This is a genomic window from Pseudomonas sp. MLB6B, from assembly GCF_054508135.1.
In genome coordinates this window covers 4,292,574-4,312,675 of the sequence record NZ_CP199313.1, presented here as the reverse complement: position 1 = coordinate 4,312,675, position 20,102 = coordinate 4,292,574, and the positions used below count along the sequence as shown (strand labels likewise).

19 protein-coding genes are annotated in these 20,102 nt (G+C 65.8%); 16 read left to right on the top strand and 3 right to left on the bottom strand.

Annotated elements, in window-relative coordinates; all coding sequences use genetic code 11:
- Positions 1–49: 49 nt before the first annotated feature.
- The 16 genes from ACSMEV_RS19075 (at position 50) to ACSMEV_RS19000 (ending at position 17,953) form a co-directional block, all read left to right on the top strand.
- Entirely contained in the window at positions 50–1,342 is a 1,293-nt protein-coding gene (locus tag ACSMEV_RS19075; protein WP_459206522.1) for an MFS transporter, read from the top strand.
- Positions 1,343–1,350: 8 nt separating this feature from the next.
- A complete protein-coding gene (locus ACSMEV_RS19070) occupies positions 1,351–2,316 on the top strand; it encodes a 2-hydroxyacid dehydrogenase (protein ID WP_459206521.1) in 966 nt (321 codons plus the stop codon).
- 354 nt (positions 2,317–2,670) lie between these two features.
- Positions 2,671–4,293 carry a methyl-accepting chemotaxis protein gene (locus tag ACSMEV_RS19065; protein WP_459206520.1) on the top strand — a complete coding sequence of 541 codons (1,623 nt, stop codon included), beginning with the start codon at positions 2,671–2,673 and terminating at the stop codon, positions 4,291–4,293.
- A 6-nt stretch (positions 4,294–4,299) separates the two neighbouring features.
- Positions 4,300–4,818, top strand: a complete 519-nt coding sequence (locus tag ACSMEV_RS19060) for a chemotaxis protein CheW (protein ID WP_459206519.1) — start codon at positions 4,300–4,302, stop codon at positions 4,816–4,818.
- The gene (locus ACSMEV_RS19055) at positions 4,815–6,245 is read left to right on the top strand and encodes a CheR family methyltransferase (RefSeq protein ID WP_459206518.1); all 1,431 of its coding nucleotides are present in this window, start codon (positions 4,815–4,817) and stop codon (positions 6,243–6,245) included. The genes ACSMEV_RS19060 and ACSMEV_RS19055 overlap by 4 nt, the downstream gene beginning before the upstream one ends.
- Complete coding sequence (locus tag ACSMEV_RS19050) at positions 6,242–6,907, top strand: chemotaxis protein CheW (protein ID WP_459206517.1); 666 nt, start codon at positions 6,242–6,244, stop codon at positions 6,905–6,907. The genes ACSMEV_RS19055 and ACSMEV_RS19050 overlap by 4 nt, the downstream gene beginning before the upstream one ends.
- Positions 6,904–9,183, top strand: coding sequence for a response regulator (locus ACSMEV_RS19045; RefSeq protein WP_459206516.1), 2,280 nt, complete (start codon positions 6,904–6,906; stop codon positions 9,181–9,183). Before ACSMEV_RS19050 ends, ACSMEV_RS19045 begins: the two co-directional genes overlap by 4 nt.
- Positions 9,180–10,193, top strand: coding sequence for a chemotaxis-specific protein-glutamate methyltransferase CheB (gene cheB, locus ACSMEV_RS19040; RefSeq protein WP_459206515.1), 1,014 nt, complete (start codon positions 9,180–9,182; stop codon positions 10,191–10,193). The genes ACSMEV_RS19045 and cheB overlap by 4 nt, the downstream gene beginning before the upstream one ends.
- 48 nt (positions 10,194–10,241) lie before the next feature.
- On the top strand, positions 10,242–11,246 hold the full coding sequence (locus ACSMEV_RS19035) for a diguanylate cyclase (protein ID WP_459206514.1): 1,005 nt from the start codon (positions 10,242–10,244) through the stop codon (positions 11,244–11,246).
- A 108-nt stretch (positions 11,247–11,354) separates the two neighbouring features.
- Positions 11,355–12,450 (top strand): peptide chain release factor 2 gene (gene prfB, locus ACSMEV_RS19030; RefSeq protein WP_459206513.1). Its coding sequence is split into 2 segments (ribosomal slippage): positions 11,355–11,426 and positions 11,428–12,450, totalling 1,095 coding nucleotides; the frame shifts between segments, so codons are not numbered across the junction.
- A gap of 109 nt (positions 12,451–12,559) precedes the next feature.
- Positions 12,560–14,062, top strand: coding sequence for a lysine--tRNA ligase (lysS, locus tag ACSMEV_RS19025; protein ID WP_459206512.1), 1,503 nt, complete (start codon positions 12,560–12,562; stop codon positions 14,060–14,062).
- A 94-nt stretch (positions 14,063–14,156) separates the two neighbouring features.
- Entirely contained in the window at positions 14,157–14,861 is a 705-nt protein-coding gene (locus ACSMEV_RS19020; RefSeq protein ID WP_459208384.1) for a TetR/AcrR family transcriptional regulator, read from the top strand.
- 29 nt (positions 14,862–14,890) lie between these two features.
- Positions 14,891–15,442 (top strand): hypothetical protein, encoded by a 552-nt coding sequence (locus ACSMEV_RS19015; RefSeq protein ID WP_459206511.1) that lies wholly within the window; start codon positions 14,891–14,893, stop codon positions 15,440–15,442.
- 24 nt (positions 15,443–15,466) lie between these two features.
- Complete coding sequence (locus tag ACSMEV_RS19010; RefSeq protein ID WP_296263398.1) at positions 15,467–16,744, top strand: flavohemoglobin expression-modulating QEGLA motif protein; 1,278 nt, start codon at positions 15,467–15,469, stop codon at positions 16,742–16,744.
- The gene (locus ACSMEV_RS19005; protein ID WP_459206510.1) at positions 16,716–17,639 is read left to right on the top strand and encodes an alpha/beta hydrolase; all 924 of its coding nucleotides are present in this window, start codon (positions 16,716–16,718) and stop codon (positions 17,637–17,639) included. Before ACSMEV_RS19010 ends, ACSMEV_RS19005 begins: the two co-directional genes overlap by 29 nt.
- Positions 17,636–17,953: a hypothetical protein gene (locus ACSMEV_RS19000; protein ID WP_313739872.1), complete on the top strand. Its 318-nt coding sequence runs from the start codon at positions 17,636–17,638 to the stop codon at positions 17,951–17,953. Before ACSMEV_RS19005 ends, ACSMEV_RS19000 begins: the two co-directional genes overlap by 4 nt.
- A gap of 91 nt (positions 17,954–18,044) precedes the next feature.
- On the opposite strand, the gene ACSMEV_RS18995 is transcribed toward ACSMEV_RS19000, so the two are convergent.
- The 3 genes from ACSMEV_RS18995 to ACSMEV_RS18985 all read right to left on the bottom strand — a co-directional run bounded on the left by ACSMEV_RS18995 (position 18,045) and on the right by ACSMEV_RS18985 (position 19,986).
- Positions 18,045–18,827: an OmpA family protein gene (locus ACSMEV_RS18995; protein ID WP_459206509.1), complete on the bottom strand. Its 783-nt coding sequence runs from the start codon at positions 18,825–18,827 to the stop codon at positions 18,045–18,047.
- A gap of 50 nt (positions 18,828–18,877) precedes the next feature.
- Complete coding sequence (locus tag ACSMEV_RS18990) at positions 18,878–19,291, bottom strand: DUF4398 domain-containing protein (RefSeq protein WP_459206508.1); 414 nt, start codon at positions 19,289–19,291, stop codon at positions 18,878–18,880.
- A 359-nt stretch (positions 19,292–19,650) separates the two neighbouring features.
- The gene (locus ACSMEV_RS18985; protein ID WP_459206507.1) at positions 19,651–19,986 is read right to left on the bottom strand and encodes a pilin assembly protein; all 336 of its coding nucleotides are present in this window, start codon (positions 19,984–19,986) and stop codon (positions 19,651–19,653) included.
- Positions 19,987–20,102 lie beyond the last annotated feature (116 nt).

Sequence of the window (20,102 nt, the reverse complement as noted above, 5' to 3'; positions counted from 1 at the left end):
CGGCTCGCCGGCCTGCTGAGACAACAACAATTCGCTCAGGAGCAATGCCATGCACTCGAACAAACTCGCGCCGCGGCGCTGGTGGTACCTGATTCCCATCGTCTTCATCACCTACAGCCTGGCCTACCTGGACCGCGCCAACTACGGCTTCGCTGCGGCCTCAGGGATGGCCGACGACCTGCAGATCACCCCGGCGCTCTCTTCGCTGCTGGGGGCGCTATTCTTCCTGGGCTATTTCTTCTTCCAGGTGCCCGGTGCGCTCTACGCGCAGAAGGGCAGCGTCAAGAAGCTGATCTTCGTCAGCCTGATCCTCTGGGGCGGCCTGGCCACCCTCACCGGTATGGTCAGCAACGTCTACCTGCTGATCGCCATCCGCTTCCTGCTCGGCGTGGTGGAGGCGGTGGTGATGCCGGCGATGCTGGTGTACCTGTGCCATTGGTTCACCCGCGCCGAGCGCTCGCGGGCCAACACCTTCCTGATGCTCGGCAACCCGGTGACCATCCTCTGGATGTCAGTGGTGTCCGGCTACCTGATCAAGCACCTGGACTGGCGCTGGATGTTCATCATCGAAGGCTTGCCGGCGGTGCTCTGGGCCTTCGTCTGGTGGCATCTGGTGGACGATCGGCCGGCCCAGGCGAAATGGCTCGGCGAGCAAGACAAAGCGCGCTTGGCACAGGCGTTGGCCGACGAGCAGCAGGGGCTGAAACCGGTGAAGAACTACCGCGAGGCCTTCCGCTCGCCCCAGGTGATCCTCCTGTCGCTGCAGTACTGCTGCTGGAGCATCGGTGTGTACGGCTTCGTGCTGTGGCTGCCGTCGATCCTCAAGCAGGCTGCCCAGGTCGACATCGTCGCAGCGGGCTGGCTGGCCTCGGTGCCGTACCTTGCGGCCGTGCTGGCGATGGTCGGCGTGTCCTGGGCCTCGGACCGGCTGCAAGTGCGCAAGCGTTTCGTCTGGCCGCCGCTGCTGATCGCGGCCGTGGCGTTCTATGGCTCCTACGCATTGGGCACCGAGCATTTCTGGCTGTCGTACGCGTTGCTGGTCATCGCGGGTGCGTGCATGTATGCGCCTTATGGGCCGTTCTTCGCCATCGTGCCGGAAATCCTGCCGAGCAACGTCGCCGGCGGCGCCATGGCTTTGATCAACAGCATGGGCGCGCTGGGCTCGTTCGGCGGGTCGTGGCTGGTGGGCTACCTCAACGGCATCACTGGCGGGCCGGGTAGTTCGTACCTGTTCATGGCCGGGGCGCTGCTGCTCGCCGTGGCGCTGACCGCCGCCTTCAAACCGCCCCATGGCGCCAGGCGCGACGCCATGGGCGCCGCACCGCTGGCGACCAGCCATTAGGAACTGACATGAACAAACGTATCGTCGTGTACAAAACGCTGTCCCCTGCGCTGCTCGAGCGGCTGGAACGGCACGTCGCCGTCACCCAGGTGGACCTCACCGCCAGCGATGGGCCGGCCCGCCTGCGCGATGCCTTGCCAGGCGCCCACGGCCTGCTCGGCGCCAGCCTGCCCTTGCGCGGCGACTTGCTGGACCTGGCGCCAGACCTGCAAGTAGTGTCGAGCATCTCGGTGGGCGTGGACAACTACGACATCCCCGACCTGACGCGGCGCAAGGTGATGCTCACCCACACCCCGGACGTACTCACCGAAACCACCGCCGACACGGGCTTCGCGCTGCTCCTGGCCAGCGCACGGCGGGTCGTGGAGCTGGCCAACTGGGTGCGCGACGGCCATTGGCATAAGAGCCTGGGGCCGGCGCATTTCGGCACCGACGTGCAAGGCAAGACCCTCGGCATCGTCGGCATGGGCCGCATCGGCGACGCCTTGGCGCGACGGGCCGCCGCCGGCTTCGGCATGCGCGTGCTGTACCACAGCAACCAGCGCAAGCCCGACGCCGAGGCACGCCACGGGGCACGCTATCGCAGCCTCGACGCGTTGCTGGGCGAAGCCGACTTCGTCTGCCTGACCGTACCCTTGAGCGCCAGCACCGAAGGCCTCATCGGCGCCCGGGAACTGGCGCTGATGAAGCCCGGGGCGATTCTGGTGAACATCGCCCGCGGGCGCGTGGTCGACGAAGCGGCGTTGATCGAGGCCTTGCGCGATGGACGCATCGGCGGCGCGGGCTTGGACGTCTTCGAGCAGGAGCCGCTGCCGGCCGACTCGCCGCTGTTGCAGTTGAACAACGTGGTGGCGACGCCGCACATCGGCTCGGCGACCCACGAAACCCGTGAAGCGATGGCCCGCTGCGCGGTGGACAATCTGCTCGGGGCCTTGGCCGGGGAGCGGCCGAGGTATTGGGTCAACCCGTTCTGAGGCTGCAAGAGGGTGGCGGTGCACATGTGTGCACCGCCTTGCCCCCCTGCGAGGTGCCGTTCGCAGGCAAGTCCGATGATCGGCTCGCAGCGTGCTCGACCCTGGGCGGCTACGGCTCACGTGTCGGCTGCGGCATCGACACGCCGACGCGCAGGATACTGGCTACCTGCCATGTTTTTTATCTTGATCGGCACATCAAGTTCTGCTCGCGCACGCCACTGTTCATCACGGCTTGGCCCGATTCCGTAAGGAATAAGAGGCGCGAGTCGTAAGAACTATCGCGCAAACGTGTAGGAAGGCTGGGCTATACTCTGGCGATTTTTCCCGCTCCTAGAGTGTCGCCGAGGGCTGAACGTGAAGAACTGGACCATGCGCCAACGGATCCTGGCGAGTTTCGCCGTGATCATCGCCATCATGCTGCTGATGATCGTGGCCGCCTACTCGCGCCTGATGGCCATCGAGTCCAGCGAGGAGGCGGTGGGTTCGGACAGCATTCCGGGCGTGTACTACAGCTCGATGATCCGCAGCGCCTGGGTCGACAGCTACGTCAGCAGCCAGCAGTTGGTCGGGTTGTCGCGTCATCGTGAGATCACGACGGCCGACGTGGAGATGTTCAAGAGTTTCGAGCAGCGCTTGCAGCAATCGATGGCCAACTACCAGCAGACCATCCGTACGCCCGAAGACCGCGCCAGTTTCGATGCCTTCGTGGCGATGCAGCAGCGCTACGTGGAGCTGGTCGGGCAAGTGTTGCAGACCTACCGCGAGCAGAACTACGCCGAGGCCGAGCGGCTGATCATCGAGGTGCTCACGCCGGCCTGGGCCGAAGGGCGCAAACACCTCAACGAAGTCATCGAGCGCAACCGCGACCGCGCCAACGATGCCTCGCGCGACATCGTCGATGCCGTGGCCACGGCCAAGTTCAGCATGAGCGTGTCGCTGGTGCTGGCGATCATGGCCGCCGGCATCTGCGGGCTGTTGCTGATGCGCGCGATCTTCGACCCCATGCACAAGATCGTGCAGGCCCTCGACCGTCTGCGCTCGGGGGACTTGAGCATGCGCCTGAACCTGGCGCGGCGCGACGAGTTCGGCGTCATCGAGACCGGTTTCAACGAGATGGCCGAGGCCCTCGCCAACCTGGTGGCCCAGGCCCAGCGTTCTTCGGTGCAGGTGACCACCTCGGTGACCGAGATCGCCGCCACCTCCAAGCAGCAGCAGGCCACCGCCACCGAAACTGCGGCCACCACCACCGAGATCGGCGCCACCTCGCGGGAAATCGCCGCTACCTCGCGCGACCTGGTGCGCACCATGAGCGAAGTGACCAACGCCGCCGACCAGGCTTCGAGCCTGGCGGGCGCCGGGCAGCAGGGCGTGGCGCGCATGGAGGACACCATGCACCAGGTGATGGGCGCGGCCGAGCTGGTCAACGCCAAGCTGGGCATCCTCAACGAGAAGGCCGGCAACATCAATCAAGTGGTGGTGACCATCGTCAAGGTCGCTGACCAGACCAACCTGCTGTCGCTCAATGCCGCCATCGAAGCCGAAAAAGCCGGTGAGTACGGCCGCGGTTTCGCCGTGGTCGCCACCGAAGTGCGGCGCCTGGCCGACCAGACAGCCGTGGCCACCTACGACATCGAGCAGATGGTGCGCGAGATCCAGTCGGCGGTGTCGGCCGGAGTCATGGGCATGGACAAGTTCTCCGAAGAGGTGCGCCGCGGCATGTTCGAAGTCACCCAGGTCGGCGAGCAGTTGACGCAGATCATCCAGCAGGTGCAGGCCCTGGCGCCGCGTGTGCTGATGGTCAACGAAGGCATGCAGGCCCAGGCCACCGGCGCCGAGCAGATCAACCAGGCGCTGGCCCAGCTCAGCGATGCCAGCACGCAGACCGTGGAATCGCTGCGCCAGGCGAGCTTCGCCATCGACGAGCTGAGCCAGGTGGCCGCCGGCCTGCGCGGCGGCGTCTCGCGGTTCAAAGTCTGAGCCGCCATGACCGACTCGCATGATCGCGTGGCGCCTGCGCGCACCGGCAAGGGCAACCTGTACCTGCTGTTTCGGCTCAATGCCGAGCGCTTCGCCCTGGACGTGCGCGAAGTGATCGAGGTCCTGCACCACCGCCCGCTCAAGCCCATTGCCCGGGCTCCAGCCTGGGTGGCCGGGGTGTTCGCCCATCGCGGCGTGCTGGTGCCGGTGATCGATCTGGCGCAACTGACCTTCGCCACACCTTCGCAGCAGCGCACCAGCACGCGCCTGGTGCGTGTGCACTACCGGCCGGGCGATGGCCGCGACCTGCAACTGGGCCTGATCCTCGAGCAGGCCAGCGACACCCTGCGCTGTCACGCCGACGAGTTCCAGCCCTATGGGCTGGACAATCCCGACGCCACCTACCTGGGGCCGGTCCGCGAGGACGAGCGTGGCCTGGTGCAGCGCATCCAGGTCAACGACCTGCTGACCGACGCCGTGCGCCAGTTGCTGTTCCCGCGGGTCGGCGCCGAGGGCAGGCGATGAACGACACGCGTTTCTTCCGTTTCCTGCAGCAGCGCATCGGCCTGGACGTCGACTCGGTCGGCGCCGCCATGGTCGAACGGGCCTTGCAGCAGCGCTGCGTGGCGGTACAGGCCCACGACCTCGACGACTATTGGCTGCGCTTGCAGCAGTCGGCCGCCGAGCAACAGGCGCTGATCGAGGCGGTGATCGTTCCCGAGACCTGGTTCTTCCGCTATGCCGAGTCCTTCGCAGCCCTGCTGAGCCTGGCCCGCAAGCGCTTGGCCGAGGCGGGCCGGGAACGGCCGCTGCGGTTGCTCAGCCTGCCGTGCTCGACCGGCGAGGAACCCTATTCCATCGCCATGGCCCTGCTCGATGGCGGTCTTACGCCGGACAGCTTCAGCATCGATGCGCTGGACATCAGCCCGTTGTCCATCGCCAAGGCCGAGCAGGCGCTGTATGGACGCAATTCGTTCCGCGGCGGCGAGCAGGCCTTCAAGGCTCGCCATTTCGATGAGTGCGAAGGGGGCCAGCGGTTGCACGAGCGGGTACGGCGTCAGGTGACCCTGCAAGTGGGCAATGTCCTCGACCCGGCGCTGTTGTCGCGCGAGGGCCTGTACGACTTCGTCTTCTGCCGCAACCTGCTGATCTATTTCGACCTGCCCACCCAACAGCGTGTGTTCGAAGTGCTCAAGCGCCTGATGGCGGCCAACGGCGTGCTGTTCATCGGCCCGGCCGAGGGCAGCCTGCTGGCGCGTCTGGGCATGCGCCCGGCGGGCATCGCCCAATCCTTCGCCTATGTGCGCGAGCAGACGCCCACTGCCGCGCAATGTCCGCTACCACGCACCGTGCCCGGCCAGGCCCAGTCGCTGCAACAGGCACTACCTGCGCAGCCTGCTCGGTCTGGCGCGACCCGGTCTGGCGCGACCCGGTCTGGCGCGACCCGGTCTGGCGCGACCCGGTCTGGCGCGACCCGGTCTGGCGCGACCCGGTCTGGCGCGACCCGGTCTGGCGCCACCCTCTCCGAAACGGTCCGACCAAGTGCGTCTCGATCCGATTCGGCCCGAGCGCAGGTTGCGGCAACGCCGCGCTTGGCCCACCCCAGCGCGCCGACCGCGAGCACGCCAACGCAGAACGAAGCTGCCCTGCTGGCACACATCGCAGCGCAGGCCAATGCCGGCGACAGCCGTCAAGCCCGCGTCAGTTGCGAACAGTACCTGCGCCAGTTCGCGCCCAAGGCCCAGGTCTATTACTGGCTGGGCCTGCTCAGCGACACCGAGGGCGATACCGTGCAGGCCCTGGCGCATTACCGCAAGACGTTGTATCTGGAACCGCAGCACTCCGAAGCGCTGATGCACCTGGCCGCATTGCTCGCCGCGCAGGGCGACCACAGCGGCGCGCGGCGCTTGCAGGAGCGTGCCGCGCGCGCCGGCCGGAGGGCTGACGGATGAGCGAGATGGATGTTCTGAACGTAGTGGCACAAACCGACCAGCTCATCGACGATTGCTGGAACCGCATTGGGGTGCAGGGCGACAAGCAATGCCCGCTGCTCGCCCGGCACATCCACTGCCGCAACTGCGAGGTCTATGCCGAGGCGGCCACGCGGTTGCTCGACCGTTATGCGCTGATGGCCGACGAGCAGCTCGATCCGCCGCTCCCCATGGAGGAGGACAGCGGCCGTTCGATGCTGCTGCTGCGCCTGGGCGAGGAGTGGATGGCGTTGGCCACCGCGTGCCTGGCCGAAATCGCACCCACCCAACGCGTGCATGCCTTGCCGCACCAGCGCGCGCGGGCCTTGCAAGGCGTGGTCAACGTGCGTGGCGCGCTGGTGCCGTGCCTGTCGCTCACCCAGCTTCTGGGGCTGGCGCCTGCGCCTGCCATGGAGCGCGCCACGCGCAGCCTGCCGCGCATGCTCATCCTCTCGGCCGAAGGTGGGCCGGTGGTGTTGCCGGTCGATGAGGTGGACGGCATCCATCGGCTCGACCCGGCGCGCCTGCACAGCGACCGCAACGGCGCCGAATTCACCTTGGCCGTGTTGCAGTGGCGGGGCCGCAGCGTGCGCATCCTCGATGAGCGCCAGTTGTTGTCGGCCGTCGACCGGAGCCTGTCATGACCCCCGAGCAAATGCGCGATGCCTCGTTGCTCGAACTCTTCGGCCTGGAAGCCGAGGCGCAGACTCAGGTGCTCAGCGCCGGCCTGATGGCCCTGGAGCGCAGCCCGACCCAGGCCGACCAGCTCGAAGCCTGCATGCGTGCGGCGCACTCGCTCAAGGGCGCGGCGCGGATCGTCGGCATCGATGCCGGGGTCAGCGTCGCTCATGTGATGGAGGACTGCCTGGTGGCGGCGCAGGAAGGGCGCTTGCTGCTGCGCCCCGAGCACATCGATGCCTTGTTGCAGGGCACCGACCTGCTGATGCGTATCGCCACCCCTGGCGACACGGCGGCAGCGACGGCGGTCGCGCCGTTCCTCGGCCAGATGGCCAGCCTGCTCGATCCGGCAGCCCAGGCCGCTGCCGGCCGCCACCTACCGCCGCCCATGCAGACGTCTGCGCCTGCGCTACCCACGCCCAGTGTGGCCGGGCCGGCGCGTGCACCGGCCGAGCCCAGCGTCGAGCCGGGACCACGACGTAGCGCGGGGGAGGGCGGCGAGCGCGTGTTGCGGGTTACCGCCGACCGGCTCAACAGCCTGCTCGACCTGTCGAGCAAGTCGCTGGTGGAAACCCAACGGCTCAAGCCCTACCTGGCCACCCTGCAGCGCCTCAAACGCATGCACGGCCAAGGTCTGCGCGCCCTCGAAGGGCTCAAGGCGCAGCTCGAAAGTGGCGGGCAAAGCCCCGAGGTGCTCGAAGCGCTGGCGCAGACCCAAAGCATGCTGGTCGAAACCCAGCAGATCCTCGCCCAGCAGGCCGCCGACCTCGACGAGTTCGGCTGGCAGGCCAGCCAACGCGCGCAACTGCTCTACGATACCGCGCTGGCCTGTCGCATGCGCCCCTTCGCCGACGTGCTCACCGGCCAGGGCCGCATGGTCCGCGACCTGGGCCGTTCGCTGGGCAAGCAGGTGAGCTTGCAGATCGACGGCGAGAAGACCCAGGTCGATCGCGAGGTGTTGGAGAAGCTCGATGCGCCTTTGACCCATCTGCTGCGCAATGCCGTCGACCACGGCATCGAAGCGCCCGAGCAGCGTCTGCGCGCCGGCAAGCCCGAAGCGGGGGAGATCCGTCTGCGCGCTTCGCATCAGGCCGGTCTGCTGGTGCTGGAGCTGACCGACGACGGCGCCGGCATCGATCTGGAACGCCTGCGTCGCAGCATCGTCACCCGCGCCCTGTCGCCAGCCGAGACCGTGGCGCAGATGAGCGAGGAGGAACTGCTCAGCTTCCTGTTCCTGCCCGGCTTCAGCCTGCGCGACCAGGTCACCGAGGTGTCGGGCCGCGGCGTCGGCCTGGATGCGGTGCAGCACATGGTGCGCAACCTGCGTGGAGCCATCGCCCTGAGCCACACGCCGGGGCAGGGCTGTCGCTTCCATATCGAGGTGCCGCTGACGCTGTCGGTGGTGCGCAGTCTGGTGGTGGAGGTCGGCGGCGAAGCCTACGCCTTCCCGCTGGTACACATCGAACGCACCCTCGACGTGCCGGCCGAGGCCATCGTGCAGATCGAAGGGCGCCAGCACTTCTGGCACGAAGACCGCCACATCGGCCTGGTCGCGGCCAGTCAGTTGCTCAATCGCCCGCCTGCGCAAGACGAGCGGAGCAGCCTGCGGGTAGTGGTGATTCGCGAGCATGACCAGTTGTATGGCGTGGCCGTCGAGCGCCTGGTCGGCGAGCGGGTGCTGGTGGTGATGCCGCTCGACCCGCGCCTGGGCAAGGTCCAGGACATTTCCTCCGGCGCCTTGCTCGACGACGGCTCGGTGGTGCTGATCATCGACGTCGAAGACCTGCTGCGCTCGGTGGAAAAGCTGCTCACCACCGGGCGCCTGGAGCGCATCGAACGCGGCGCGCAAGGGCCGGGCCAGGCGCGCAAGCGCGTGCTGGTGGTCGACGATTCGCTGACCGTGCGCGAGCTGCAGCGCAAGCTGCTCGGCAACCGCGGATATGAGGTGGCCGTGGCGGTGGACGGCATGGACGGCTGGAACGCCCTGCGCAGCGACGATTTCGATTTGCTGATCACTGACATCGACATGCCGCGCATGGACGGCATCGAGTTGGTGACCCTGGTGCGGCGCGACAATCGGTTGCAGTCATTGCCCGTGATGGTGGTGTCGTACAAGGACCGCGAAGAGGACCGTCGCCGCGGGCTGGACGCTGGTGCCGACTACTACCTGGCCAAAGCCAGCTTCCATGATGATGCGCTGCTGGATGCGGTGGTCGAGCTCATTGGAGAAGCCCAGGGATGAAGATCGCCATCGTCAACGACATGCCCATGGCCGTGGAGGCCCTGCGCCGCGCCATTGCCCTGGAACCGGCGCACCAGGTGGTGTGGGTGGCCAGCAACGGCGCCGAGGCGGTCACGCGTTGCCTGGAGCAGACGCCGGACCTGCTGTTGATGGACCTGATCATGCCGGTCATGGACGGGGTGGAGGCCACGCGGCTGATCATGGCGCAGACCCCCTGCGCCATCGTCATCGTCACGGTGGACCGCAAGCAGAACGTGCACCGCGTGTTCGAAGCCATGGGCCACGGCGCGCTGGATGTGGTGGACACGCCCGCGCTGGGCGCAGGCGATCCGCGCGAAGCCGCGGCGCCCTTGTTGCGCAAGATCCTCAACATCAGTTGGCTGATCGGCCAGCAAAAGCCTGCAACCGCGCGCACGGTCACCACCGCACCGCGTCAGGACACGCAACGCCGCACCTTGGTGGCGATCGGCTCGTCGGCCGGCGGGCCGGCCGCGCTGGAGGTACTGCTCAAGGGGCTGCCGAAGAATTTCTCGGCGGCCATCGTGTTGGTCCAGCATGTGGATCAAGTGTTCGCCAGCGGCATGGCCGACTGGCTGGCCGGAGCCTCGGGCCTGCCGGTGCGTCTGGCCCAGGAGGGCGAGACGCCGCAGCCGGGGCAAGTGCTGCTGGCCGGCACCAACCATCACCTGCGGCTGTTGCAGAACGGCACGCTGGCCTATACGCCCGAGCCGGTCAACGAGATCTACCGGCCGTCGATCGACGTGTTCTTCGAAAGCGTGGCGCGCTACTGGAGCGGCGATGCGGTCGGGGTGCTGCTCACCGGCATGGGCCGCGACGGCGCCCAGGGCCTGAAACTGATGCGCGAGCACGGTTTCCTGACCTTGGCCCAGGACCAGCAGAGCAGCGCCGTGTATGGCATGCCCAAAGCTGCGGCGGCGATCGGTGCCGCTGTGGAAATCCGCCCGTTGGAACGCATCGCCGGGCGCCTGACGGAAATCTTTTCAAAATGACGATAGTTGAGTCGTGCCGTGACATCGGTACAGGCCAGGTGAACAGGCATGAGTGAGTTACAGCTGGAGGGCTTCAACGGCGCCGACGAGAATTCGGCGATGGTGCTGCTGGTCGACGACCAGGCCATGATCGGCGAGGCGGTACGCCGCGGGCTGGCCCAGGAAGACAACATCGACTTCCACTTCTGCGCCGACCCGCACCAGGCAGTGGCCCAGGCCATCCGCATCAAGCCCACGGTGATCCTGCAGGACCTGATCATGCCGGGCCTCGACGGCCTGACCCTGGTGCGCGAATACCGCAACAACCCGGCCACCCAGGACATCCCGATCATCGTCCTGTCGACCAAGGAAGACCCGCTGGTGAAAAGCGCGGCCTTCGCCGCTGGCGCCAACGACTACTTGGTCAAGCTGCCCGACACCATCGAGCTGGTGGCGCGCATCCGCTACCACTCGCGCTCCTACATGACCTTGCTGCAACGCGACGAAGCCTACCGCGCCCTGCGCGTGAGCCAGCAGCAACTGCTCGACACCAACCTGATGCTGCAGCGGCTGATGAACTCCGACGGGCTGACCGCATTGTCGAACCGCCGCCACTTCGACGAGTACCTGGAGCTGGAATGGCGCCGCGCCATGCGCGAACAGCAGCAGTTGTCGCTACTGATGATCGACGTCGACTACTTCAAGGCCTTCAACGACACCTTCGGCCACCTGGCCGGCGACGAGGCGCTGCGCCAGGTGGCCGACGCCATCCGCCGCTCCTGCTCGCGCCCCAGCGACCTGCCGGCCCGCTACGGGGGCGAAGAGTTCGCCCTGGTGCTGCCCAACACTTCGCCGGGCGGCGCGCGCCTGGTCGCCGAGAAACTGCGCCAGACCGTGCTGGCCCTGGACATCGCCCACACCCGCCCGCAACCCGACGCGCGGCTGACCGTGAGCATCGGGCTGGCCACCCAGACGCCGGAAATCGGCAGCCATTGTCGGCAGTTGATTTCGGCGGCGGACAAGGGGCTGTACCAGGCCAAGGCCGAGGGCCGCAATCGGGTCGTGGTGGCCTGAGGCGCGGCCTGGATCGATGATGCGCAGCGCCGGATGGCCTGCCGCCAGCCGGCAGAGTCGTTTATACTCTCCGGCTTTTCACCGAATCCCGCACGAGAGCCCCCGACCATGGAAATCCAACCGATCCTCAATACCATCAAGGACCTCACCGAGCGGTCCCAGTCGATTCGGGGGTATCTTTGACTACGATCACAAGCATGACCGCCTGATCGAAGTCAATCGCGAGCTGGAAGACCCCAACGTCTGGAACAAGCCCGAGTACGCCCAGGCCCTGGGCCGTGAGCGCGCCATGCTGATGCAGGTGGTCGAGACCCTGGACAAGATGTCTGGCGGCTTGGCCGACTGCAAGGACCTGCTCGACATGGCCGTCGAGGAAGACGATGAAGGCGCTGTCGCCGATGTGGTCGCCGAGCTGGACGGCCTGGAGACCGAGCTGGCCAAGCTCGAATTCCGCCGCATGTTCAGCGGCGAAATGGACATGAACAACGCCTACGTCGACATCCAGGCAGGCTCCGGCGGCACCGAAGCGCAGGACTGGGCCAACATCCTGCTGCGCATGTACCTGCGCTGGGCCGACAAGCGCGGCTTCGATGCCACCATCATCGAGCTGTCCGAAGGCGAGGTCGCCGGCATCAAGGGCGCCACCGTGCACATCAAGGGCGAGTACGCCTTCGGTTGGCTGCGCACCGAGATCGGCGTGCACCGTCTGGTGCGCAAGAGCCCGTTCGACTCCGGTGCCCGTCGTCACACCTCGTTCTCGGCCGTGTTCGTGTCTCCCGAGATCGACGACAAGGTCGAGATCGACATCAACCCGTCGGACCTGCGCGTCGACACCTACCGCTCCTCCGGTGCCGGTGGCCAGCACGTCAACACCACCGACTCGGCGGTGCGGATCACCCACGTGCCGACCAACACCGTGGTGGCCTGCCAGAACGAACGCTCCCAGCACGCCAACAAGGACACCGCCATGAAGATGCTGCGGGCCAAGTTGTACGAACTGGAGATGCAGAAGCGCAACGCCGCGTCCCAGGCGCTGGAAGACAGCAAATCGGACATCGGCTGGGGCCACCAGATCCGCTCGTACGTGCTGGATGACTCGCGCATCAAGGACCTGCGTACCGGCGTCGAGCGAAGCGACTGCAACAAGGTGCTGGACGGCGACATCGACCAGTATCTGGAAGCCAGCCTCAAGCAGGGCCTGTAAGTCTGCAGCCCCTGGCCGGTACCGTCGCCGCGTGCCGGCCAGGCGGTCCGGCGACCCGGCGATCCCTCACCCGCGAGGGCCACGAACACCTGATGGAAAGAATGACGAAATGAGCGACCTCAAGACCGAAGCCCAAGACCTGCAACAGGAAGAAAACGCCCTCATCGCCCTGCGCAAGGAAAAGCTGGCAGCCGAACGCGCCAAGGGCCAGGCCTTCCCCAACGACTTCCGCCGCGACAGCTACTGCGACGACCTGCAGAAGCAGTACGCCGACCAGACCAAGGAAGCCTTGGAAGCCGCAGCGATTCCGGTCAAGGTCGCCGGTCGCATCATGCTCAACCGTGGCTCGTTCATGGTGATCCAGGACATGACCGGGCGCATCCAGGTCTATGTCAACCGCAAGACCCTGCCAGCCGAGACCCTGGCCGCCGTGAAGACCTGGGACCTGGGCGACATCATCAGCGCCGAAGGCACCCTGGCCCGTTCCGGCAAAGGCGATCTGTACGTCGAGATGACCGACGTGCGCCTGCTGACCAAATCCCTGCGCCCGCTGCCGGACAAGCACCACGGCCTGACCGACACCGAGCAGCGCTACCGCCAGCGCTACGTCGACCTGATGGTCAACGAAGACACCCGCCATACCTTCCGCGTACGCTCGCAGGTTATTTCGCACATCCGTCAGTTCCTCATCGAGCGCGACTTCCTCGAAGTCGAGACGCCGATGCTGCAGACCATTCCCGGCGGCGCGGCGGCCAAGCCGTTCGAGACCCACCACAATGCCCTGGACATGGCCATGTTCCTGCGCATCGCGCCGGAGCTGTACCTGAAGCGCCTGGTGGTGGGCGGTTTCGAGAAAGTCTTCGAGATCAACCGCAACTTCCGTAACGAAGGCGTCTCGACCCGGCACAACCCCGAGTTCACCATGCTCGAGTTCTACCAGGCCTACGCCGACTACCGCGACAACATGGACCTGACCGAAGAGCTGTTCCGCGAGTTGGCGCAGAAAGTGCTGGGCAGCACCGACGTGCCGTACGGCGACAAGGTGTTCCACTTCGGCGAGCCGTTCGTGCGCCTGTCGGTGTTCGATTCGATCCTCAAGTACAACCCGGACCTCACCGCCGCCGACCTGCAAGACGTCGAGCGCGCCCGCACGATCGCCAAAGAGGCCGGTGCCAAGGTGCTCGGTCACGAAGGCCTGGGCAAGCTTCAGGTGATGATTTTCGAAGAGCTGGTCGAGCACAAGCTGGAACAGCCGCACTTCATCACCGAGTACCCGTTCGAGGTCTCGCCTCTGGCGCGTCGCAACGATGACAACCCGGCGGTCACCGACCGTTTCGAGCTGTTCATCGGCGGCCGCGAAATCGCCAACGCCTACTCCGAGCTCAACGATGCCGAAGACCAGGCCGAGCGCTTCCTGGCCCAGGTGGCCGAAAAAGACGCCGGCGACGACGAAGCCATGCACTTCGACGCCGACTTCGTGCGCGCATTGGAGTACGGCATGCCGCCGACGGCGGGCGAGGGCATCGGCATCGACCGCCTGGTGATGCTGCTGACCAACTCCCCGTCGATCCGCGACGTCATCCTATTCCCGCACATGCGCCCGCAGGCTTGACGAACCAGCCGCCTTTCGAGGCGGCTTTTTATTGCCTGTGTATGTCGTAGGTGCGCCGGGCTTCGTTACAGGAGATTGCTCAATGACCCCCGCCATGCCCCACCCAGGCGCCGCCGGCATCGCCAGTGCGGTCGCCGAAAGCGTCCAGTACCAAGGGCGCAAGACCGTGCGCCAGGGCAGCGAACAGCGCCGCCAGCAGATTCTCGACGCCGCCATGCGCATCGTCGTGCGCGACGGCGTGCGTGGCGTGCGCCACCGCGCCGTGGCCGCCGAGGCGCAGGTGCCGCTGTCGGCCACCACCTATTACTTCAAAGACATCGAAGACCTGCTGACCGATACCTTCGCCCAGTACGTCGCGCGCAGCGCCGACTACATGGCCACCCGCTGGGCCAGCACCGAAATCATCTTGCGCGAGATGATCGCCCGTGGCGATGGCGGCGCGGCGGCCCGTGCCCAGTTGGCCGACGAGGTGGCGCGCATGGCAGTCGATTACGTGACGCGCCAGTTGCAGGGCCGCCGCGACTACCTCATTGCCGAACAGGCCTTTCGCCAGGAGGCGCTGCTGTGCCCGCGCCTGGCCGAACTGGTCAGGGCCCACGAGCAGATCCTGCTGCATGGCGCGCACCAGTTGCTGCAGGTGATCGGCTCGCCCCAGCCGGAGCAGGACGCGCTGATGTTGACGGCCATCATCGAGCAGATGGAATATCGAGGGCTGCTCGAGCAGACCGATGCCCAGAGCGAAGCGCAGATGCTCGCCATTCTCAGCCGTTTCCTGCACCTGGTGCTGGCGGCAGGTTGAGCGCCCCCGACCCTTTCAAGGAGAGCCCGATGAAACCCTGGCCTGTGCTGTTGGCGATGTCGTTGCTGCTGTTGGGCGGCTGCCTGGACACCTTCGAACACCCCGTGCCCGGCGCCCAGGCCGCGCCCAAGGCCCTGCTCGGGCAATGGCGTAGCAAGGACGCCTGGGGCGAGCCGCTGACCTTGACCATCAGTCAAACCAAGGGCGGCGCTTACCAGGCCGTGGCACGGCCCAAGGGCAAGCCGGCGCTGACCTATCGCTTCAGCGTCGCGCAGCATGCCAACCGCTGGTACGTCTCGGGTCCGGCGCCGGAGGCAGCGGGGCAGGGCTTCGTCATCGGCGGCTTCGAGCTGAACGCCGAGCAGCAACTGCTGCTCTACAGTCTCGACCCCGAGCAACTGCGCCAGGCGGTCGAGCAGCACGCGTTGAGCGGGCGCAGCCGTACGCCCGGCGATGACGACGAGAGCGGCCCAGCCCTGCACATCGACAGCCCAGCAGCGCAAGTGATGTCCTATCTGGACGATCCGGCCAATTCCGACGTGTTCGTGGAAGCCGCGCGCTTCCAGCGCGTCCGCCCCTAAGCGTTCGCCCCCAAGGAGTCCGTCGTGGACGAGTACCAACAGACCATCCGTGCGCTGTCCGACCGCATCGTCGCGGCGCAGACGCCAATTCGCGTGCTCGATGCGGTGAAGTGGGACGACGGCATCAAGCAGGCGTTCATCGAGCACAACGGCACAGTGCCGCCGGCAGTGGACCGTGCCTATTACCAGAACCGCCCGCTGGGCTTCGATTCCAATGCGGTCAAGGCCGAGTTCCAGAGCATCGAGCGCGACATCACCCGGCGCCTGGGCCAGTTCAACCCGGTCGGGCAGATCATGCGGCGCATGTGCAAGGAGTACCGCATGGTGGTGCGCATGCTCGAAGCGCGCGGCACCGAGGATTTCGGCCTGATTTCCCAAGAGCTGTACGGCGCCGCTTCCGACGCTTTCCATGCCGGCGACCCGACCCTGGCCGACTTGGGCCTGATGCTGTCCGACTACCTGGACAACATCGATGGCCGCGGCGATTTGAAGGACGAGCCCAAGAACCTCACCGCCAAGGAAGCGGTGGAGATTCTCCAGCGGCGTCTGAACAAAGTGTTCGGCGAGGCGGAAAGCACCATCCGTGTGTTCGAGTCCGACGGTATCGTGGCCGACGCCGCAGCCGGTGCCGACTACATCAAGGTACGCGCCGACGCGCTGTTCAACAGCCGCGACGTGCGCGCCCTGGAAGTGCACGAAGGGCTGGTGCACGTGGGCACCACCCTGAACGGCTTGAACCAGCCGATCTGCACCTTCCTGGCCAAAGGCCCGCCCTCGTCGACCGTGACCCAAGAAGGCCTGGCGATCCTCATGGAAGTGATCGCCTTCGCCTCCTACCCCAGCCGCCTGCGCAAGCTGGCCAACCGCACCCGGGCCATCCACATGGTCGAGCAGGGCGCCGACTTCATGCAGGTGTACGCCTTCTTCCGCGAGCAGGGCTTCGACCTCGGCCAGAGCTACAGCAACGCCAGCCGTGTGTTCCGCGGGTCGGTGCCCAATGGCCTGCCGTTCACCAAGGACCTGTCCTACCTCAAGGGCTTCATCATGGTTTACAACTACATTCAGTTGGCCGTGAAGAAGGGCAAGCTCGAACAGATTCCCTTGCTGTTCTGCGGCAAGACCACCCTCGAAGACATGCGCACCTTGCGCCAACTGGTCGAAGAGGGTTTGGTGGAGCCGCCCAAATACCTGCCCGAGCAGTTCCGCGACATCAACGCGCTGGCTGCCTGGATGTGCTTCTCCAACTTCCTCAACCACCTGAGCCTCGACCGCATTGAAGCCGACTACGCGAACATTCTCTGAGCGTCTGCGCACCCTGGCTCTGGCCTCGACCCTGTCGCTGGTCGGCGGGTGCAGCAGCCTGCTGTTCTACCCCGAACCCGGCCAACCCTTCACCCCGGAACGGGCGAAGATCGCCTGGCGCGACCTTACCCTGACCACCGCCGACGGCGTGCGCTTGCATGCCTGGTGGCTGCCGGCCAAGGCCGGGGTGATGGTCAAAGGTACGGTGCTGCATCTGCACGGCAACGGCGGCAACCTGGCCGGGCACCTGGGCGGCAGCTACTGGCTGCCCGAGCAGGGCTACCAGGTGTTGATGGTCGACTACCGCGGCTACGGCTTGTCGCAAGGTACTCCGAGCCTGCCTGCGGTGTATCAGGACATCGCCGCAGCGCTGGATTGGCTCAACCAGGCGCCCGAGGTGCAGGGCAAGCCGCGCTACCTGCTGGGGCAGAGCCTGGGCGGCGCCATGGCCATCCATTACCTGGCGGCCCATCCCGAGCAGCGCCAGCGCTTCAGCGCACTGGTGTTCGACGGCGTTCCGGCCAGCTACCGCGACGTTGGCCGCTATGCGCTCGGCACGTCCTGGCTGACCTGGCCGTTGCAAGTGCCGCTGGCCTGGCTGGTGCCCGACGGCGACAGCGCGATCCGTTCCATCGTGCGGCTCGACAGTCCGCCCAAGCTGTTCTTCCACAGCATCGACGACACCCTCGTGCCGCTGGACAACGGCATCCGCCTGTACCAGCACGCGCCCGCGCCGAGGGTGCTGCAACTGACCCGTGGCGGTCACGTACAGACCTTCGCCGACCCCAACTGGCGTGAGGTGATGCTGCGCTTCCTCGACGATCCCTACCGTTTCAACGGGCTGCGGCGCCTTGCTGAAGTGCCCAATTATCCAGAGCCGAAGAGCCCGCAATGAGTGAAGAACGTAACGCCATCCCGCTGATCCTCACCGGGATTGGCAGCATCGCCGTGACGGTCGGTGCGCTGTGGTACTACGGCTACCTGCATTTCGCCAAACCTGAAGACGCCTTGCTGTTGCAGGACTACACCATGCTCAAGACCCTGCCCGGCGAGGACTACAAGGTGTCGCTGGCCCCGGCCGATCAGGTGGCGCAGTGCATCGACGGTGTGCTGGTGCTGTTCGACACCCAGCAGAAGGGCCTCACTGGAGTGCTGGTGGACAACCGCAAGCGCGCCGTGCGTTGCACGGCGGCGCCTGCGCAACCCTGAGCCGATTGGCGCCGCTGCGCATTCGCCTGTGTGGCGCAGGCATAAAAAAACCCTGCCATCGAGGCAGGGTTTTTATTTTCAGCCGTAGGGCTTAGCGCATGGTGGAGCGCGCTTTCACTGGCTGGTTGTCGTTGGAAATGGTGACTTCCACACGACGGTTCTGGGCACGGCCCGAGTTGCTGGAGTTGTCGGCGATCGGGTATTCCTTGCCGTAGCCTTGCGAAACGATGCGCGATGGGTCGACACCGGCACGGACCAGGGCAGTGCTGACGGCGCCGGCACGGCGGTCGGACAGCGACAGGTTGTAGCTCTGCGAACCGACGCTATCGGTGTAGCCTTCGACGATCACTTTGCGCTCTGGGTTCTCGGACAGGAACTGGGCCAGCTTGGTGATGTTCGGCAGGGCGCTAGGCTTGAGCTGGGCCTTGTTGAAATCGAACAGCACGTCGCCGAAGGTCACCAGGGTGCCACGGTCGGTCTGCTTGGCGTTCAGCTCGTTCTGCAGTTTCTTGATCTGTGCGTCACGAGCGTCCAGACGGGCTTTGGCGCGCTCGGCAGCGGCGCCTTTCAGCTCGCCTTCAGCGGTGCGCAGGGCGATGGTCTGCTTGGCGACTTCGACGCGCTGGTTGGTCAGGTAGGCCAGTTGGTCGACTTTCTTGTCGTCTTCACGGTCCAGGTAGGCTTTGTCGGCCTTGTTCAGGAAGTCTTGCGCGTCCTTGGTTTCCAGGGCGGCGACTTTGCTCGACTGCGGATCGCTCTGCAGGGCCGAGAAGTTGGTACGAGCTGCTTCCAGGTTAGGGTTCGGATCGTGCGAGCAAGCTGCGAGACCGACGCTCAGGGCCAGAAGGGCAGGGATCATGACGTGTTTGCGCATTGTGTTCTTCCTTTGATCGTTAACGAAGTCTGGAGAGGGTGGAGCGGCGCTTATTGCGCGGCGCGCAGACCTTCTTCACGTACGTCCTGGACCCCTTGACGAGCGTCCTGTACGGCTTTCTGGGCTTTGGCGGCCTGAGCTTTGCGCTCGGCTACGCGGGCGTCCCATTCGGCCTGCTCGGCAAGGACTTTGGCGTCTTCGTACTTCTTGTCGTGCATGGCGATTTCGGCTTTCTTGAACTTGTCCTGGGCAGCTTTCATTTCCACTGCCGCGAACTCGGTGCCGCCAGCGCTGACCGCAGAGTTCACCGCCGACTGGGTCACGGCATACTGCTCGGTCGGGGGCTTGCCAGCGCAACCGGCCAGAACCAGGCTGCTGCCCAGGGCCAGTGCTGCCAGCTTGAGCCCGCGCACGTTGAAGGAAGAGGATTTTGCGATGCGGGTCTTCATGGTGGTCAACTCCATTGGTCACTCCTGATAACGACGATGTCCGACGGATCTATCGCTGTTTCCCTGGTCGTATCGAGCGCCGCAACGCCCGTGTTTACAGGGTTCTGCCGTGATGGCTACTGGGTGTGACCGGGCCGTTTTTTGAATAGTTCCGATAAATTCGCGCGCTAACGACCTTTTTATCTGACTGATTGGTCAGGCGTTTTTCATGGAACTAACCACTGCGAAATGAGCTCTGGCGAGTGCCCAACTGTAGGAGCGGCTTCAGCCGCGATGGGCCGCAAAGCGGCCCTATACGAGGCCCCTCTGAGCTTTTCGCAAGCCGGCACCGCCCGGTTTCCGCTCGCCTTCGACCTCTACCGCCACTACCGCGCTCATAGCGCTTCAGGCTCTTCAGGCCGGCGCAAATGCTCACGGGCCAGCGCCAGAAAACGTGGCGTGGCGCCAACGTCTTCATACAACGGATCGCCTTCCTCGTCCGTGGCGATCACCTGCGTGCCTTTGACATAGGGAAAGCTCGCCTCCAGCTCTTCCAGGGCCGCGCCGACCAACTCGCCCAACAGCTCCTGAGCCGTACGCTTGGGGTACATCTCCACCAGCGCGGCCAGGCGCGCTTCGGCTTCCGGGTCCAGATGCAGGACATGACCGGTCGGGCTCAGCGAGCCTTTGGCGGTGTGTTCCCAATGCTGGGCCAATTCGCGGATTTTCATGATCACCTCCGGGGATTTGGGCATGACACTGTTTCAGAGAGGCGCCAGCGCGGGTTAGTTGCGCTTGCCTTGGCGCGGCCGGCGTGGGCACTCTTGGTCACGAGCTGTTTCCAGGA

Excerpts from the sequence above, each read along its gene's own strand:
- ACSMEV_RS19075 (WP_459206522.1), top strand. The coding sequence starts at position 50 with ATGCACTCGAACAAACTCGCGCCGCGGCGCTGGTGGTACCTGATTCCC.
- ACSMEV_RS19070 (WP_459206521.1), top strand. The coding sequence starts at position 1,351 with ATGAACAAACGTATCGTCGTGTACAAAACGCTGTCCCCTGCGCTGCTC.
- ACSMEV_RS19060 (WP_459206519.1), top strand. The coding sequence starts at position 4,300 with ATGACCGACTCGCATGATCGCGTGGCGCCTGCGCGCACCGGCAAGGGC.
- ACSMEV_RS19055 (WP_459206518.1), top strand. The coding sequence starts at position 4,815 with ATGAACGACACGCGTTTCTTCCGTTTCCTGCAGCAGCGCATCGGCCTG.
- ACSMEV_RS19050 (WP_459206517.1), top strand. The coding sequence starts at position 6,242 with ATGAGCGAGATGGATGTTCTGAACGTAGTGGCACAAACCGACCAGCTC.
- ACSMEV_RS19045 (WP_459206516.1), top strand. The coding sequence starts at position 6,904 with ATGACCCCCGAGCAAATGCGCGATGCCTCGTTGCTCGAACTCTTCGGC.
- cheB (WP_459206515.1), top strand. The coding sequence starts at position 9,180 with ATGAAGATCGCCATCGTCAACGACATGCCCATGGCCGTGGAGGCCCTG.
- ACSMEV_RS19035 (WP_459206514.1), top strand. The coding sequence starts at position 10,242 with ATGAGTGAGTTACAGCTGGAGGGCTTCAACGGCGCCGACGAGAATTCG.
- lysS (WP_459206512.1), top strand. The coding sequence starts at position 12,560 with ATGAGCGACCTCAAGACCGAAGCCCAAGACCTGCAACAGGAAGAAAAC.
- ACSMEV_RS19020 (WP_459208384.1), top strand. The coding sequence starts at position 14,157 with ATGCCCCACCCAGGCGCCGCCGGCATCGCCAGTGCGGTCGCCGAAAGC.
- ACSMEV_RS19015 (WP_459206511.1), top strand. The coding sequence starts at position 14,891 with ATGAAACCCTGGCCTGTGCTGTTGGCGATGTCGTTGCTGCTGTTGGGC.
- ACSMEV_RS19000 (WP_313739872.1), top strand. The coding sequence starts at position 17,636 with ATGAGTGAAGAACGTAACGCCATCCCGCTGATCCTCACCGGGATTGGC.
- ACSMEV_RS18995 (WP_459206509.1), bottom strand. The coding sequence starts at position 18,827 with ATGCGCAAACACGTCATGATCCCTGCCCTTCTGGCCCTGAGCGTCGGT.
- ACSMEV_RS18990 (WP_459206508.1), bottom strand. The coding sequence starts at position 19,291 with ATGGAGTTGACCACCATGAAGACCCGCATCGCAAAATCCTCTTCCTTC.
- ACSMEV_RS18985 (WP_459206507.1), bottom strand. The coding sequence starts at position 19,986 with ATGAAAATCCGCGAATTGGCCCAGCATTGGGAACACACCGCCAAAGGC.